This window comes from Rathayibacter sp. AY1F8, assembly GCF_002932165.1.
Classification (GTDB): domain Bacteria; phylum Actinomycetota; class Actinomycetes; order Actinomycetales; family Microbacteriaceae; genus Rathayibacter.
Genome location: NZ_PSVB01000014.1, coordinates 10,653 through 28,789, shown reverse-complemented (window position 1 = coordinate 28,789; position 18,137 = coordinate 10,653). Strand labels below are relative to the sequence as shown.

The following is an 18,137-nucleotide window of genomic DNA, read 5'->3' as shown; positions in this document are numbered from 1 at the left end:
ACACCTAGCGGATCTGAGGACTCAGCGATTGAGCCGATCGAGCACTCGACCAGTCAGAGGGAGAAGTAGTAGTCCCTCAGCAGCGCCGCCATCTGCTTGCGCCGCTCGATGAGGAAGGACGGGTAGTCGGCGGCCGTCGCGTCGAGGAGGCTCTCGGGCACCGCGGAGGAGCGGAGGTTGGCGAGCAGCTCGGCCTCGGTCGTGATGTCGCCGAGGTCCGGCGTTCCCGCTTCGATCTGCGCCCGCACGCGCGCTCCGTACTCGGCCGGCGCGAGCCTGCCGATGCGGATGTTGACCGGCGTCTCCGCGAGGACGTAGTTCGCGATCTGGTTGCGGTCAGCGGCATCGTTGATCCCGCTCGCCTGAAGGTACGCCTTCGGGAAGAGGTGGTGGATGTCGCCCATGCCCGAATCGCCGAGCATGTCCGACGCGCCCACGTGGTTCGAGAGGAACCCGCGCGCTCCGCGCTTCACCATCGCGGCCAGGTAGACGACGAAGTAGGGGCTCCGGCTGCTCGACGTGACCAGGTCGAGCGGAAGACCCTCCGTCCAGTACGCCTCGGACAGCGCACTGCGCTCGATCGACTCGAGGTAGGCCTGCGCTCCCATCTCACGGAGGCGCCGGAGGTCGAGCTCCCACGTGGTCTCGAAGCTGCCGGAGTGTCGGCCGAGGAGCATCGACATGACGAACCAGCGCCGCACGATCCTCTGGATCTCGGGCATGGGCAGCTCGCCCTCGTCCGACAGGCGCAGGAACAGGGCGTAAGCGAAGTTGACGGCGTTGCGCGAGGTGATCAGCGACGGCGAGATGAAGCCGGCGGAGGTCAGCGTCATCAGGAACTGCGTGAATCTGTAGCGGTTGGTGATCCGGTAGAGAGCGCGCTCGAGGCGCTCGAAGGACTCCTGCGCGATCGCGTCGTCGAACTTCTTGGTCTCGAAGTCGCGGCCGGACAGGTAGCTCACCATCGCGACCATGCGCCCGCGATCGAACTCGATCAGACCGGCGACCCGCAGGACGTCCTGGTAGGTCGGGTCGTAGAGGTCGCTCGCGTCGTCCTTGAGCCAGCTGATCTTCGCGAAGTAGTCGGTCTCGGCGAAGGTCGGGTCGTTCTCCTGGATGATCGCGTGGAAGTGCGGTGCGACGGCCATGTGCGAGAAGTAGTCGATGAACTTCCGCAGCTGCGCGCCGTACTCGCCGTAGGAGGCGATCTTGCTCATCGCGAAGTCGGCGGGTGTGAGCCGCGCGCCGCTCGAGTTGATGCGCACGAAGATCTCAGTGACGGTCTCGATGTCGAGGTTCTCCGCGAGGTCGATGATGCCCACCTGCCTGGTGCGCACGTTCATCAGCTTCGAGAAGTTCGTCTCGACGACCGAGCGGTCGGCCTCGTGGTTCTTCTCGAGGTACTCGCGGACGAGGCCGAAGAGGTTCTCGGGCTTCATCACGGCAGCGATGTCCGGCAGCCACTCCGGGTTGTTCCGGAGGACCGGGGTGTAGGTCTCGAAGCTCTCCGTCAGCGGGTTGAACGCGATCTGCATCCGCGTCTTCTTGTAGTCCTTCGTAACGATGGAGCCGCCGGCGAGCGCCGTCGTCAGCGCCGTCACCCGCTGCTGGCCGTCGATCAGGATCTGCTTGGACCCCGACAGCGAACCGTCCTTGAGGCGCACCGCCGTGTTCTGCCAGGTGATGAGGTACCCGACGGGATAGCCCTGGTAGAGCGAGTCGATCAGATCGCGCACCTTCGTGCTCGTCCACACGAACGGCCTCTGGATCTCGGGGATCGCGATCTTGCCGGTCTCCACCCAGTTGAGCACATTGCCCACCGAGTGCTGGGCGACGGTGTATTTGTCCATGGGTGGGAAGCCTTTCAAAGGGGAATGGACGGAGGGTGGCAGCGACCACCGACATGTCGAAGAGGTCAGGGCATGCGCAGCAGCGGCGAGGGCGTGCCGCTCCACGAATAGGCGAGTTGATCGCGAGCGCGCGTGGCAGCGACGTAGAGCAGCGAGCGTTCGCGCAATCGGGCGTCTACGCGCTCCGCCTCAGGAAGGTCGCGGAAGGCTTTGGGTTCCGCTCGATCACTGAGCCCGAAAAGAAGGACGTTCGTGAACTCCATGCCCTTCGCCCGGTTCATCGTCATCACGAGAGGCTGTCCCGGCTTGATCGCTCCGCGGTCCACTGGTCTCACCGTGACCTTCCGCTCGGCGAGGACACGAGCGACGGTGTCGCGGACCCACTTGTCGCGGACCAGGATCGCCATGGTCTCCGGCGCGGGTGCCCCGTCCGCGTTCAGCCACTCCTGGATCAGCGTGGCAGCGTTGCTCCACTCCTCCTCCGGAGAGGCGGCGGGAAGAGCTCGCGGAACCGGCCCCCGACGCGACGAGCGGTACCCGGCGATGTCCTCGTCGAGCTCCTCGAGGTCCACGAACGGCGTGCCCTCGAGCAGGCCGACGGCGTAGGCCAGATTCTGCGCCGTCGTCCGGTAGTTGAGGGTCAGACGCTGCGAACGGCCGACGATCCTGATCCCGTAGTGACCGAGAACGACTCTGTGGCCGTAGATCCGCTGCTGCGAGTCCTCGGCGATGAAGAGGTCGTTGGGACCCTCATCGGGCAGAGCGCGCAGGAGCTTCCAGCGCGACGGTGTGAGGTCCTGTCCCTCGTCCACGAGGACGTGGTCGGCGAGAGAAGGCAGACCCTCTGCACGTCGACGCTCGGCCGAGGCCGCGGCGATCGCGACGACCTCCTCGAAGTCGGCCTTCCCTGCCATGCGCCCGCGGCGGCGGTACGCCTCGATCACATCCCAGACCGCGGACCGCCGAGCTCGATCGAGCTTGACTCCCCGACCCGGTCGCCGCACCTTCAGGTACTGCTCCCTCGTGGTGATTCGATTCGGAAGGATCACGAGGGCGTACTCGGTCTCGAGGAAGTTCACGCTGCGGAGGTCGGGCGAGAGCGTCGGGGTGTCCTCCATCGCGTCCTTCATGTCGTCGCTGCCCGGGCGCACCGTGACGTCCGCAGTGCGCTGTCCGAGGACCGTCTCGACGTCGGCGGCGATATCCGATCCGGAGGCCCGCAGCACAGCGCCCGCGAGGGAGTCCACGCCCGCGACGAAGACACCCGGCTCACCGGGCGCCGCCGCCAGCGGGATCTCGGGGGCGAGTCTCCGAAGATCGGTCTTGAGCGCCTCGGCCAAGTTGGTCGTGTAGGTCGTCAGGACGATCCGCGCGGTGGGATCCCGCTTCGCAAGGCGCTGGGCGCGGTGCAGCAGGACGACCGTCTTGCCGGTTCCTGCTCCTCCCGACAGCCGGAAGGGACCCGTGGTGTCACGGTCGACGTACCGGCGCTGCTCGGGGTGAAGGAACACTCGCCACTCCGAGAAGTCGCCGTCGTCGATGGCTCGACGCAACGCCTCGTCGTCGACGATGGTGAACGAGATCTGCGCCGCAGGATGGGTGAGCGCTTCAAGGAGTCGGTCGTCCTCGTTCTCGACGAGCTCGGGCTCGTAGTCGTCGAGCGCGAGGTCGCGCTTGATCCGCGCGACCGAGAACCCTGTCAGGAGTTCGAGGATCGCGAGTCCCTGCCACAGAGCCCGCTCCGCAGCGCGCTCGGCGACCACGTTGAGTGCGGCGGAGTCCGGCGCAGCGAGCGCCTGCTTCGCGACGCTCTCCTCGATCCCGAGCACGTTCACCAGATCATCGAGGGAGTAGCCCTGAAGAACCGGGAGCGGTTCCGTGGCGACCGGTTCGACGACGCCGATGGGATCGGGAACCGGCGTGACCGGATCAGGAGTCGGCTCCGGCTCCGACTCGCGGATCAGCTCGGCGACACCGTTCACCGGATTGATCGTCAGCCGGGTCTTCTTGGCGACGGCGATCGCGTCGTCGTGCTTCCAGACGCCGATGAACACGTAGTGCGCATCGTCGCCGCTGCCCTGCACCTTGAAGAGCACCGCGCGGTAGTCGATGTCGACACGGCCGGTGCGGACGCGGTTGTCGACCACGTTGTGCAGCGGCTCGATGTGCAGCCCCGGCGTCGCATCGCTCTCCCCGAGCTTCTCGAGGAAGGCGAACGCCTTCTTCTTGACGGCCGGTTCGAGCTTGTTCACGCTCGGCGTCATCATGATGTACGGCATCAGTTCCCCTGTCCGGTCAGTGCGGCGGCGACGAGCTCGGGCTGAGCCGCGACGACGGTCCACCCCTCGGCCTCCAGGTCGGTCCGGTCGCGATCGTCCCACTCGAAGTCGACAGCGACGTGCGACTCCGACCATGCGAACGCGATCGGGATGCCGTCTCCCGCCTCCAGCCCCACCGCGGGCGCGGCAACGCCCAGGGCCGCCAGCGCCCGGGCGAAGGCCAGCTCCGGCTCGGTCCTCAGCTCGTCGATGACGAGCTGCCACTCGGCCGAGAGCACAGGGGACGGGTCGAGCGGCTCGACGACCGGGACCGGCAGCGCAGGACCCGACAGCAGCTCCGACGTGACAGTGATCGTCGTCGTCCGGTCGCGGAGGTTCAGCGCATTCGACAGGCTCAGCCACTCCCGCCAGGCCGCTTCGAACTGCGTGTCGTCGAGGGCCTGCTCGCGGTCATCGAGAACGACCAGGGTCTCCGTGGCGCTGATGTCCCCCCGACGGGCACGACTCACGACGACGAGAGGCCCGCGGCGGTACAGCCAGGCCGGATCACCGGCAGTATCGCTCTGCTCGTTGTCCGAGTAGACCTGCGCCGCCACCTCGGCGAGAGATCGTTCCGTAGCGAGCCAGAACGTCGTCACAGCGTCCACCGCACCCGAGAGGATCGCTGGGACCGCGTTCGCCACCGCGGTCCACCGGATCGGATCCGGCGTCGCCATCCACGAGACGAGGAAGTCGATCGGCCCACCGGCCAGAGTCGTCACGGAGTCCCTGTTGTAGCCGAACGTCTCCATCAGGTCGAGCGCCAGAGGCTCCGAGAACCACGTCGGAGGCACCGCTGGTGCGCCGTCCTGCAAATCGGCCCAGGTGATGCCGAGCACGACGTGGCCCGAGTCGCGGAGCACCGACCTCTTGAACGCGTCGTCGCCGACACGGTTGTGCGCCTTGCTGGCGTGGAAGGCCCGGCCGTCCGTGAAGATCTGCACCTGGATGTTCGACTGGTGGGACGACAAGGTGAAGTCGGGCTTGCTGTTGGCGACCGACTCCTGCGGCGAGAGGGTCCACTGTCCGGTGCCACCCACTCCGGTGATGACGAGCTTGTTGCCCTTCGGGCCCGGCATATCCTTCACAACGGCGCCGAGCGCGGTGAGCCGCTTCGCGAAGGCGACACGGAACTCCTGCTCCAGGTGCGACTCCGCGTTCTCGGTCTCAGGAGGCGTCTCCCGGAGCAGCCAACCAGGCTCCGCAGAAGGCTCACCCTCCGCACTCCCCGTCAGAAGCTCGCGCAACAGGCGTTCGGCCGATCCTCGCGCCACGCTCTCCGTCCGCCCCGGCGGGGTGAACGGCAGGAGACAGAGGTGGCAGGCGAGACGCCGATGCTCCTCCTTGCACGGGCAGTCACGGACGACCTCGTACGCGCGGTGCAGCAGATCCCAGACCACGTCCGGATCGGCCAGTTCGGCGAGATAGCCGGTACCGCCGGGGACGACGTCGTGCAGCAGCAGGGCCTCATCGTTGTCACCGCCGTCGCTGAGCGTGGGGTCTACGATCGCCTCGACCTGGATGTGGTCGGGTGCGCCACCGATCTGCTCCCGCAGACCCAGCACCACCGCGGCCGAGAGACTCGGCACGGCGAAGCGGTCACCGATCGTCATCGCCGCGGGCAGGCGTAACACGATGCCCTGAGTGGTGAGCGTGCGCGAGAGCGCTATTGTGCGCGGATCCTCCTCGTGGGACTTGCGAAGCGGGCACCAGGCGCGGTGCTCCTCCGGTCGGTTCGAACGTGACGAGAGGTCGAGCTTGCCGCAACGGCCGCAGACGCGGAACATCGGCGCCTGCTCGTCCCGGCCCGCGATCACGGCCGACGGCGCGAAGACACCCGACCTACCTACGTTGAGCCAGCGGATGTCGACGGTGCGCAGGTACTTCACTCCGAAGCCCGATCCCTCGACGTACCACTGCTTCACCACGTCCGAGGGGTCGATGTCGGCCGCGACAAAGGTCGTGAAGGCGACACGCTTGCGGTCGTCCCGGCTGTCGCTGATCTGCGACTCGTCGCGGCGGATCTCGGCCGAGACCCGCTCCAGCTCCACGACCTCGAAGCGCTGGCGGGTGTCGGCGATCGCGCCACTTCCGCACCGCGGGCACGAGCCGGTGGTCGGCGCTGTTCCGACGGCCTTCGCGAATCCGCACGCCGCGCAGAAGGCCCACGTGCTGATCGCCGCGCCGTCGGTACCGAGGTCGACGGCATCGACGAGCACCTCAAGTCCGTGCGCATAGAAGGTCGCTCCGGGCGCCAGCTCGCGCAGGGCGTTCGCCGACCCGCGCTGGTAAGAGACGGCGTCGGTCTGGTACTGCTCGGTGTCGGGGTCGATCCAGCTCAGGGCGACGTCGAGTGTGACGGAGTCGTCGAGCAGGGTGTAGTTCGGGAGGATCCCGTACTCCTCGAGCACCGCGATCCAATGCTCTCCCCGGAGGGTCGAGAGCTGCCCCTTCGTCATGCGGAGTGCAGCGAGGGCGGAGCGGTGGGCGCGCTTGTCGTCGTCGATCGCCGCCGGCGACTCGGCCCGCTGCTGCAGCTCGGGGATGCTCTGCTCGATCTGCGCGCGCCGGTGCGAGAGGGTCTCGACCGTACGAGCCCAGCGAGCGGAGGCGTCGTAGAGGTGGCGGGCGAGTGCGCTGGAGCCGGGTCCGTCCACCCGCGTCGCCCATTCGCGGAGGCTTTCGACAGCTGCCGAGGACAGCGTGTCGAAGGTACCCAGGAAGCGGGCGAGGTGCTCCTCGCTGTTCGTCTCCGCCTCGACGATGAGGTCCCCGAGGAACGTGTCGGGCCCGGCCTGTCCGATCGCGCCCTGCGCCGTCCGAGGGTGCGAGCGCTTCGCCGTGCGGGCGAAACCGTCGACGAGGTGTGCGAGGTACTGCCTGCGGAGGATCTCGTCGGCGCTGAGGTAGGTGGCCGGCGGGCGGACTGCTCCGTTGATGATCGACAGCGGGTCGCCGAGGCGGGGCAAGTTCTCGCCGCGACCGGTCACGAAGGCGAGGTTCAGGGCGTTGCCCGTGAGCCTGCCCGCGCGTCCGACGCGCTGCAGGTAGGAGGCGACACTCCGCGGCAGCGAGGCGAGCATCACGGTCGAGAGGTCACCGATGTCGATGCCCATCTCGAGCGTCGGCGTCGCGACGAGCACGTTCGGCGACTGGGGCTCCTGGTCGCCCCGCTTGAAGCCGTCCTCGTAGGCGAGGCGGTCCTCGGCGGTGAGCAGGCTCGTGTGCTCCCGCGACACGATCCGGCGCATGTCCGTCGAGCGGTAGAGCTTCCGGTAGTAGTTCTCACCCCTCGGCTGACGGCGGAGGCGTCCGGCACACCGGACCACGGTGCAGGGTGCGCCCTCGAGCTGATCGATGACGGCGACGGACCCGGGCACGACGGTGCGGCAGACGTCGCACTCGAGGGTGTGGCGGCGGGCCTGAAGATCGTCGTCTCTGGTCGGCGCGAGGATGATCGCGCTCGGCTGCAGCGCGTAGATCCGGGCGGCGGAGGCACTGATCGTCACGGTGATCGTGCCGCTCGTCGCCAACTGATCGAGCAGCCGCACGGCGAGCGTCCCACCGTCGTGAGCCGAGACGCCGAGCACCTTCTTCGTCCACACCGCGTACCAGCTCTGGGCCGATCCGACGCTGTCGAGGTTGTCGGTGCGGGCCGTGCGGGCCTTCGACCCGCCGACGCGGGGGAACGCCGGAGCAGGGCGACCGGGCGGGAAAGCGGGTGCGCCCTGCCCCCGGTTGCGGCCGCCCCAGATCAGCCAACGGTTGCCGTCGTCGATGATGTAGGGAGTGAGCCAGTCATGCGCGATGGCTCCGCGCTCGCGCATCCGCTCGAGAACGCCGCGGACCCACATCGTGAGAACCGCATCCGGCACCTCGGGCGCAGCTTCGCCGTCGAGCGTCACGCTCCGCTCGAAGCCCTCGATCAACGGCCGCGCCAGGGTCGACAGCCGCTCCGCGGTCCCGGCGTAAACCTCCGCGACGACGCTCCCCGTGAGCTCGAGAGTGCGGCCGAGCCGCGACTGCAGCCCGAACTCGAGCGCCGCGTCGAACTGCAAGCGGCGCTTCGCCCTGTTGCGGACGGGTGCCGGCACGGAGCGCAGCGTCGCCGAATCCCAGAAGCGGGGGAACTCGTCGCGATCGGCGAGCTCGGGAGGCAGGATCCGGTAGCGCTTGAAGGGATCATCACCTGCCCTGGCGATCACCTCGTCGGCCAGATCCGCGAGAGTTATCGGGTCGTCGCCCACCGCATCCCTGAGCACTGAGCGCAGCGTGAGGGTGTGCGAGCGGCTCTGGATGAACCCGGCGCGGTGTGCCGCGTCCTGCACGCTGTCGGTGAAGACAAGCGCCTTCTTCTCGGCCGGGTTCAGACCAAGGGCGCCGAACATCGTCGACAGCGTCACCGAGAGGAGCGTTGCGATCGCACTGCCGAGAAAGCGGATGCCGTCGGCCTGCAGGCAGGCCGGACACAGGTCGTCCATCGAGTCGCTGTCGGCGTCGTCTCCGACGAGGGTGAGGACGGGGAGCATCGACCCGGCGAGCAGCTCCTCGTCGTCGTCGCTCGGCACGCTGTCGAGGATGCGCCGCTGTCGGACGGCGAAGAACCGCAGCCCGTCGCGGAGGGCGGTCTCGAAGCCCTCGTTCCCCCAGGCCGTGTCGGCCTCGAGCGGCGCGTACATCAAGGCACGGAAGCGCCCCTCCTTCGCTGCCTTCTTCTTGCGGATCGCATCGTCGTTGCTGTCGAGATCGGTACCGACCGGCGCGAGTGAGACGCCCCAGCCCGAACGACCGCAGTGCCGGCAGTACAAAGCAGGGAACGCGTCGGCTCCACTGGGGTCGAAGGCGTCCGTCGTCTCCGAGAGCTCCAGCTCGCCGTCGTCACCCCACAGGTAGGAGGGGGCACCGGTCGCGATGCGGTCGATGCGCGTCAGTTCGCGGACCCAGAGATGCAGGTCGACGCTGAGGGCGGAGCGTCCTGCGATGGCACGCACGTGACTCAGCGCGGAGGCGACGTGGCCGACGAACGCGGAGCGGTCACTGATCTCGGCCTCGCTCGGCGCCGCGCTCTCGAACAGGGCGAGGGCGAGTTCGCTGAGGCCCGTCGCCTCTGCTGTCGCCGCCAGCAGCCGCTGCACGAACGGATGCGCCCGCGCCAGGTCGAGCAGGAGCGCGGAGTCGGCCGCGGCCAGGCGATCGCCGTCGAGCTGCCAGAGTCGGCCGAGGACGGTGAGGGCGCGTTCGCGCGAATCGGCCTCGTCGGGCAGCTCCCTCACAGCCTTCTTCACCGCCGCGACGACGTCGTCATCGACATCCTGACGAAGGCCCGTGGGGCCGACCCCGATCCTCTCGCGCGCTCCGGCGGTCCACTCCTCGACCGAGACCCTCGACTCTGTGACCACAGCGGCGGAGTCGAACCGCTCACCGAAGACCGTGTGAGCGAAGGCGATCATCGCGGCCGGGTCGCCCTTGTCGCCGAGCGTCGCCGAGGTCGCGATCGGGGTGATGCGCCCGAGCGGTCGCGCCCGGTCGTCTTCGGTCACGGCGGAGGAGTCGGTCCAGTAGCTCTTGAGGCGCAGCCCGAGCCGGCGCAGCAGCATCGCGACATCGGTGCCCTGGGCGCCGTCGTAGGTGTGGAACTCGTCGAGCACGAGGTACTGGAGGCTCTCGGCGCTCTGCTCCCAGATGCCGGCGTCGTCGGAGCGGAGCAGCAGCTGGTCGAGCATCTTGTAGTTCGTGAGCAGGATGTCGGGCGCGGTCTGCCGGATCGTGTGGCGATCGGAAATGAGTCCGGCTGGTGAAACGGCTGTCCGCACCGGCCCCTGCTCGCCGGTGTAGAGCGCCGCTGTGATGCCCGAGAGGGCGGCGTTCTCGGCGAGGAGGCGCGTCAGGCGCTGAGCCTGATCGTTCGCCAGAGCGTTCATCGGGTAGAGGATGAGCGCCTTGGTCCCGGTCTGACCGGCACGCTTCGCGCGGAGCACGTGGTCGACGATCGGGTAGAGGAATGCCTCGGTCTTTCCCGATCCCGTGCCGGTCGTGACCAGGGTCGGCCGCGGACGGGGCTTGTCCGGTCCGAGATCCATCGAGGTGAGGCGCTCGAAGGCGCGCGCCTGGTGCCCGTAGGGCGTGAAGTCGCCGGCCCAGTCGCCGATCGAACGCTGCCAGCCTGCCTCCGCCTCACGGAACGGTAGCCGCAGGCGCAGGTAGGGACCACGGAACAGTCCGCTCGCCGGGTCGTTGAGGAACTCGTCGAGCCTCGCCGCTGCGTCCGGATCGCTGAGAGCGAAGGTCGTGGTCAGGTAGTCGACCAAGCCCTCGCGGATGTCCTCCGCCTGGACCGTCGGGAGCAGCTCGCTCACGAGCGCTCCTCGAGCAGCTTCTCGAAGTGCGCGTACGCCTGCCGCATGTCGGCCTCCCGGTCGAGGTTCACGAACGGGAGTTCGTACGTGTAGGTGTTTCCCGAGGCGTTGGTAGCGGTCCGCTCGGGCTCGGTGATCGCGTCGCCCTTCTTGCGCCAGACCTGCTGGACGGACATGGGGACGAGGCGCCCGTTCGCGTCAAAGAGGTACTCTCGCCTGTCGAAGCCGTACAGCACTGGGAATTGCGTACGGTAAGTCGTACAGAGATCCTCCATAGAGACGCCGAGGCCGATAGCGACAATGACATCTATCTCAAGCTGAGCCTGATGCCGGTCGGAAGCACGCCTAAGCGGAGTGGACCGCGTCCACTCTCGGGTGAAGGTTCCGAGATGTGGCCTGCCAGGGTAATCGATTCCTCCAGTCCAAGAGGTCGAGACATCTTGCGACACCGCATCGCGCCAAAAAGCTGCGTATGCATCTGTGACACAATTTAGGCGAGCGGCGCGAAGAACGGCGGCAGAACGCAAGGTGCCGAGCACAGGGAGCGGGAGCCTCTTTACGGCTTCGACGGAAATGGTCGACTTAGGCGCAGATCGAATCAAGAAGTCGCTTGTAAGCGACGAAGCGGCGACCAGCAGGGTCGCTAGAGAAGCGACATCAGTACCGGCACTCGAGACGCCGTGGATGTGCGCAGCGCCAGGTGGAATAAGGCTTGGATAAAATGTTCTTACCCCTGAGTTCGCGGCCATATTCCTCCACGCCACCCGGTAAACCCCGCGGGCTGGTCGTCGTTCGACTCGTCCCCAATGGGTATAAGCAGCGTCATAGAGACGCCGATCGCCAGTCGGCTTATAGGAAGTCACAGGGATTGCGTCTGGAAGCAAGGCCTCAAGATCGGTGACGGACCAGTCCTGATTATGCAACATTGTCGAGTTGGGCATTTTATACATTGGGTTCGACACATAAAGATGCGGTCCTTGAAGGATTACCTCCTCCCACGACGAGGGCGCTCCCCACTCGTTCTCAAAAAATCCCTTTTTTCGATCAATGCTCTCGTCCCAGCCGCGTGAGAATTCGACTCCTAAGCGCTCGATCCTCTCCGCGGTTGCTAACTTTTGAATGACTGCGGCAGACGCACGATTCACAGTAGAAAGCATTCGCGTCTCGAGGAGCGGCACAGTCGGCTCCTCAAGCACGTCGTGCCAGGCGGACAACTCCGCTTCAGTCACTGAAGTGATGCGCCCGCCGTGGGCTCGCACGTCCCAGCTTCCCGAGTCCGTCTTGATTCCTGGTTCGCTACCTGCGCCATCGTGCCGCAAAGAATCTTCGATTGTCGATGGCTGATAGATATAGGAGGCATTTAGGAACGACGGTGCGTCTCGTCGCCCACCATAAACGTTCACCCCGAAACGCTTACTATCTTTGATCTCAAAAAGCATAAGTGAATTAATAAATTGCCAGTGCCTGCGGAGGCGCGAATAAACTTCTGACCGAAAACTCCCAGCGCCTTCGTCGGTGAAGTGAGACTCCAAATGTACAAGTGACGTCACTCCCCTGATCGACTGGGAGCGCCAACAATGCTCAATGAAACATCGGTAGAGGTCTGGTTGAAGTCCCGTCAGAGTGGGAAAGTTGGCGCTAGAACCAACATATTCAGCGACGGCGGAAACCTCAGTGACTCCGTCAGTAACAAGCTGCCGTACCCAATTCACACGCAGCGCCGACTCGCGCCGCCTTTGCATCTCGACTTGGCTCGGTCTAACTGCGAGCTGCCACCAGGGGTCGCCTTCGGCCAGAAGTGCGCTGACGTCCGACCGCGGTCGCACCCAAGGAGGATTGCCGACTTGCAAATCAAACCCCCCGCGCGCGAACGCCGCACTGAAATCGAGCTCCCAATGGAAGAAACCTTGACCCGCAGACACCCCTCTAGCAACTGCTATCCAGCGGTGCTCGCGCTCCACGTCAGCGATCGACCAGGTACTCGCAAACCCGAGCTCGTTGTCCTCGATGATGCGAAGTTCACCCCAGTCCGCCGCGCTCGCGAGTCCGATTTGTCCCTGCGCCCGCGCCGACGGCTTCAACTCGGCGTGCCGACCGAGGATCCTCTGACAGCAGTCGATCCAGTAGTCGAGCGTTGGCAACTTAGCCCCCTCCACGCCGTGGTCGGTGAGCGGCCAGAACCACATCGCCGTCCACGCATCCATGACCAGTCGGAGGCGCTGGTAGGCCCCGTTCTCGTCGGCGAGCGATGCCTCGATCTCCTCGCGCGACACCTCGCCTCCGACGGGCAACCCCTCGGCACCCCAGACCGGGATGTCGCGGCGAATCTGCTGCTCGGCGATCTGCATCCGGCGTAACGCGAGCTGCCAGAGCACCTCGACTCGGTAGCCGAGATTGACGAGGTCGTCGAGCTGCTTCTTGGTCGGCTTCGCGCGGATGCCCTTACGCCACTCCTTGAGCTTCGCGACCGCCTCGGGGGCGAGCTCCTTCGCTTCCTTCGCTTCGGCGGCTGAACCCCAGCCCTCGTGGGGCAGCAAGAAGTGGTGGATCTTGCCAGCTGTCGCACCCGCGACCCGCTCCGCGGCGAGGTTCTCGACGAGCTCCGAGACCGGGACGTCGGTCGGCGTCGCCGTGAGGTGCGCCTTTTGCTCGACCTGGGCGCGGGTGAAGACGGCGCGGCGCGCGCCGATCAGTGAGTTGCCGCGCTTGAGGTGCAATCCGAACCAGGGCGCCGCGAGACCTTCGACCATGGTGTCGAGCCAGAGTGAGATCTCGGCGAGCTCGACCGCGGTCGAGTTGAGGTCGACTCCGTAGACCTGGTGCAGGGCGATGTACGCCTTCACCTGCTGGAGCGTGCGCTGGTAGTCGTCGGGGTCGATCCGGGTGTCAAGCTCCTTCTGCCGCCGCGTCAGGTACTGCTCGGCGAGCTGACGGACCGCCTCGATGGCGAACGCGCCCGAACCGAGTGCGGGCTCGCAGACGGTCAGCTCGAGGATGTCGGCGGCCGGCGTGGTCGTGCCGTCCTGGTCGAGCAGCTCCTCGAGCGCCTGCGACACCACGAACTTCGTCAGCACTTCGGGCGTGTAGTACGAGGCCGACTGCTGGCGCTCCCGGCCCGCGAGGCGGTAGACGAAGGAGCCGCGCTCGTGCACGACCGGACGCTTCTCGAGCGTCGCCGGGTCCTCGACCGTCACGAAGTCGCTCGGGCTGATGCCGTCGGCGCGCGTCGTCGGGACGACCCACGAGCCCTTGCTCCCGTCCCCGTTCTTTGCGACCTCGAAGAGATCCTCCTCGGCGAAGAAGCCGGTGTACGACATCAGCCCCTCGTACACGGCGCCGAGCTGGTTGATCCCGAGCTCGGCGTAGGAGATGAAGCCACGATCGCGACCGCGCGACTCCTTGCTCAAAAGCAGGTGGCGCAGCACGTTCTGCAGCGCCTCGTTGCCGAGGCCCACGTCGTCGATGTGGGCCGTCGCCTCCCGCTTGAAGAGGTCGGCGCGGAGTGAGTGGAAGGTCAGTCCGTCGTCGAGGACGCCGTACGCGTCCGACTCACCCGACTTGTGATCGGGCGGTGTGTGGCCCTGGTCGACCATCTCGAAGAGCTTGCCGAGCGACTCGTAGAGGTGCCGTCCCGATCGCGCCTGAGGGCTCGCGAGCTCGACCAGCGTGAGATCGCGGAGCCGATCGAGACTGTAGCCCTGCTCGTACTCGCTCGCTCCGACAGGCAGCACGCCCAGCTCGGGCGAGGCCTCGGCGTAGAGGAGGAAGAGGATGCGGTAGAGGAATCGCAGCGACTGGACCGCCAGGGGCTGCGCCTCCTCCTTCGGCAGCGGGTCGAGCCCGGCGTCGGCGCGACGACGCACGACCTCGTTCGCGATGAGCTCGATCGAGAGGCGGACTCCGTCGCGGAGGTCCTGCGAGACGCCGACGGTGTGCCGCACCGACTCCTCGAGCGACGCCGACCACCAGATCTCGCCGGTGTCGGCGTCCGGCAGCAGCGACTGCGCATCGATGATGGTCAGGGCGCGATCGATCTCGCCCGCGCGCTTGTCGTCGTTGCGTTCGGCGACGAGCTGCAGGTTGACGGCCAGGTAGCGGCCCTCGGGCCAACGCTCGCGCTCGGCCACCAGGAGCCAGCGGCCGGCGAGCACGAGAGCGAACGCCGGTCCGCCCTCCTCGACCATCAGGGTGGTCAGGGTTCGCGAGACGGAGGTGAGGGCGGTGCCGTCCTCGAGCTCGTACGGGACGAGCAGCGTCTTGACGTCATGACCCGCCGGACCCTTCTCGAGCAGCTCCTCGACGTTCTCGACGGGCTTCGCCTCGACCAGGACGAGGCGCGCGGCCGGCGCGATCCCGGGCGTGGTCACCTGCAGCAGCGGACCGGTGCGCGCGAGGGTAGCGCCTCCGGTCCTGTAGCCGAGGATCCGCACGAGGCGCTCGTACAGCTCCGACACCCGCTCGGGATCGACGGCCTCGGAGGAGAACGCGGCGAGCTCCGCCTCGAGCGCGGCCCGCGCCTCCGTGAACCGTGACCGCACGGTGGGCGTGCCCGCCGTCTTCGCCTCCTCCCACTGCTTCCGCCGATCGAGCACCCGGGCCGTGAACGACTGCGACTTCGCATCGGTCCCGAAGTAGTGCTCGCTGATCCAGCCCTCGCCGATGACGATCGCGTCGCTCGAAGCCACTATGCGTCCTCCCCTTCGGAGGTCTCGGCCCAGTCGTCGGGGACCACCACGAGCAGTGGTCGGACGAGCGGGCGGTTCGGTGCCATCGACTCCGCGAGGGAGCGTTCGGCCTCGACGGTGATGCGGCGCTGCTTGAGGCCCTCGCGCTGGATGAGAGCGTTGGCCTCCTCCTCCCAAGCGCTCACCCGGTCCGACCAGGCCGCGACTCGGTCGACGGTGGACTGCCTGGCGGCGGCGACGACGTTCTCGAGCGCTCCGGTCGCCTGCTTCACAGCCGGTGCGATCAGTCGCTGGAGGTCATCGACGCCCGAGACGGCTCCCGGGTTGTTCGACGAGCCGGCGATGCCGAGGGCATCGAACAGCGCTCCCGCAGACGGGTAGGTCTGGACGGCGGGGAAGAGAGAGTCGGGATGGCCGACGAACGCCGCGGTCATCATCGTCGACGCGACGATCTGCCCGCGCTTGTTGGTGAGCGTGCCGATCAGTGCGACGGTCGGCTCGTCCACCGGTCCGCGTATCGCGAAGACCTGATTACGGCCGAGAGAGGCGAGGGCTCGGTCGCTCGCCCAGTCGAGGACGGGGTGCAAGGGGCCGAGGTAGTGCGCCTCGGGCCACTGCGAGCCGAGACGGTCACTGAGTGCTGCCGCGAGCACGGTCTTGCCGCGCTGCGTCGAGGTCGCGAGCTTGAGGGTTTCTTTCACGCGTCGCTGCCCGAGGTAGCTCTGCGGGAGCACGTCGAGGCGCTGCTGGAGGTCGGCGGGCGGCGCGAACTCGACGATGCTCTGGTTCTCGTGGTGGCGCCACGAGACACCACCGGCGCGGGGGTCAGCGCCCGGCGTGAGGTACGCCTCCTCGAGGGCCTCGGAGAGGTAGTGCGCGTCACTCGCGAAGAGCCGCGTCTCCGGGGCGGAGACGGTGACGGCCGCGGCCGTCCGGAGCGGCGCGTGCAGCCGCGCGAAGAAGCCGGCGAGGGAGTCGTCCTGCTGGACCTCCTCGACCGAGCGGACGGCCGTGTCGAGATCGCGCTCGCCCGCGAGCACGCGGACGATCTCCTTCTCCTCCGCATCGACGTCGTACTTGCCCATCAGAGAGGCGGTGTCACCGAGGGCGGTGTGCGCCTCCTTCTCGCGCTCGAGGAGGCGGGTGAGGACGCGCACGTCGCCGCGGAACCGCTCGTGCGCGGGGTTGAGCAGCAGGGTCGTGATCTGCGGTGCGTGCTTCTGCCCGTAGCGGTCGATGCGGCCGTTGCGCTGCTCGATCCGGATGAGGCTCCACGGGATGTCGAAGTGGATCAGCTCGTGGCACTGGGTGTGCAGGTTCACGCCCTCGGAGGCGATGTCGCCCGTGATGAGCACGCGAATCGGCGACCCCTCGAGCTTGAAGCTCTCGACGATATCCTGCTGTTCGACATCGGTCAGGCCGCCGTGCAGGATCTGCACGTTCTCGGGCTTGAGCTTGAGCGCCGCGGGGAGCGACTCCTTCAGCCACTTGAGTGTCGCTACGCGCTCGGCGAAGACGACGGCCCGCTCCGGAGAGTTCCTGCCGACGCCGATCTTCTTGAGGTAGTCGACGAGGGCCAGGTACTTGCCCGATCGGTCGGGATCGATCTCCTGCGTCAACCGACCGAGGTGCTCGAGCGCTCGCTTCTCGCGCTGTTGCTCGATCGTCGACGCCTCGCCGAGGCGGCGGGTGCGCTCACGGATGCTCTCCCGAAGCGCGGCCGGCGAGGAGAGGAACGACTTCGCGAGGGTCCACGGGAACAGGGCCGAGTTGTTGCCCGAGTAGGGGCTCGACCCTTCGGGGTGCATCCACGTGTCGGCGAGCTCGGTCGCGACCGCGTCCTCCTCGGGCGAGGCCGTGATCAGGAGGTGCTGCGGCTCCTTGCGTTGCGCCCAGTCGCTGCCGACCGCCTGGGCCACCTCCGGGCTGTTGCGGTGCCGGCGAATGATGAGGCGGGAGACCTCGCTCTCGATGAGCTCGCCACTGGGAGTGACCGCGCTCGGCTCGAGCAGGCGAACCAGTTCGGCGAACGACTCAGGCTTGCCGTTGTGCGGGGTGGCCGAGGCGAGGATGAGCGCATCCGTCGTGGGCGCAAGCACGTGGGCCAGCCGGTTGTTCTGCGTTCCGGAGTTCGTCAGGTTGTGCGACTCGTCGATGACGATCGCGTCCCAGCGCTGCTTGCGGAGGTGCTGGATGTACTTGTCGCTCTTGAGCGTGTCGATGGAGATGATGGCGCGCTTGTAATAGGTGAAGGGGTTCCGGGTCGCCGGCAGCTTCTGCCGGAGCCGCTGGATCCCGACCGAGTCCAACCGCACGAACGGCAGCGCGAACCGGGTCCACATCTCGTGCTGGATCTGCTCGAGAACATGCCGCGGGCTGACGATCAGGATGCGGTCGCCACGCCCGCGCGCGACGAGCTCCGAGAGGATCATGCCGATCTCGAGCGTCTTGCCCAGCCCGACAGCATCGGCCAGAAGGATCCGCGGGCGCAGGTTCGCCGGGTCGAGCGCCTGCCTCACGGCCGTCTGCTGGTAGGGCAGCGCGTCAGCGAGCATGCTCGTGCTGATCGTCGTGTCATCGCTGGTGAGCGGTGTCGGCGTCTTGCGGAGGGTCGCCTCGACCCACAGCTTCGCCCTGCGATAGCCCGAGGAGTCGTCGGGCGTGACGATCGCCAGAGCCGGATCGAGGACCTCGATGCGGTCGAGCCCCTCGTAGAAGCTTGCAGTGGTGTCTCGGACGAGTTCCGACAGCCCCTGCACCCTCACGAGCGCGCCGTCCGTCGCCTGTTCGACCTTGGTGACCAGCCACTCCTCGTCGCGGACCACCACCACCGATCCGGGAGCGACGTTCAGCTTGCTCTCGATGACCGCGTCGTTCAACTGCACCCCTGCTGGTTCGTCGGCGTAGCGCCTCACGTGATCGTAATCG

At 67.1% G+C, this 18,137-nt stretch carries 5 protein-coding genes; all 5 read right to left on the bottom strand.

Going from position 1 to position 18,137, the window contains the following annotated elements; all coding sequences use genetic code 11:
- Positions 1–53: 53 nt before the first annotated feature.
- A complete protein-coding gene (locus C5C35_RS11140; protein ID WP_104263120.1) occupies positions 54–1,850 on the bottom strand; it encodes a DUF262 domain-containing protein in 1,797 nt (598 codons plus the stop codon).
- Between the two features lie 65 nt (positions 1,851–1,915).
- Positions 1,916–4,129, bottom strand: coding sequence for a UvrD-helicase domain-containing protein (locus C5C35_RS11135; protein ID WP_104263119.1), 2,214 nt, complete (start codon positions 4,127–4,129; stop codon positions 1,916–1,918).
- On the bottom strand, positions 4,129–10,524 hold the full coding sequence (locus C5C35_RS11130) for a DEAD/DEAH box helicase (protein WP_104263118.1): 6,396 nt from the start codon (positions 10,522–10,524) through the stop codon (positions 4,129–4,131). The genes C5C35_RS11135 and C5C35_RS11130 overlap by 1 nt, the downstream gene beginning before the upstream one ends.
- Positions 10,521–15,209, bottom strand: a complete 4,689-nt coding sequence (locus tag C5C35_RS11125; RefSeq protein ID WP_104263117.1) for a DNA methyltransferase — start codon at positions 15,207–15,209, stop codon at positions 10,521–10,523. Before C5C35_RS11125 ends, C5C35_RS11130 begins: the two co-directional genes overlap by 4 nt.
- Positions 15,209–18,124 (bottom strand): DEAD/DEAH box helicase, encoded by a 2,916-nt coding sequence (locus C5C35_RS11120; RefSeq protein WP_258069044.1) that lies wholly within the window; start codon positions 18,122–18,124, stop codon positions 15,209–15,211. The genes C5C35_RS11125 and C5C35_RS11120 overlap by 1 nt, the downstream gene beginning before the upstream one ends.
- Between the last annotated feature and the right edge of the window lie 13 nt (positions 18,125–18,137).

Bases quoted from the DNA above. Each gene is read 5' to 3' on its own strand.
- C5C35_RS11140 (WP_104263120.1), bottom strand. From the start codon at position 1,850: ATGGACAAATACACCGTCGCCCAGCACTCGGTGGGCAATGTGCTCAAC.
- C5C35_RS11135 (WP_104263119.1), bottom strand. From the start codon at position 4,129: ATGCCGTACATCATGATGACGCCGAGCGTGAACAAGCTCGAACCGGCC.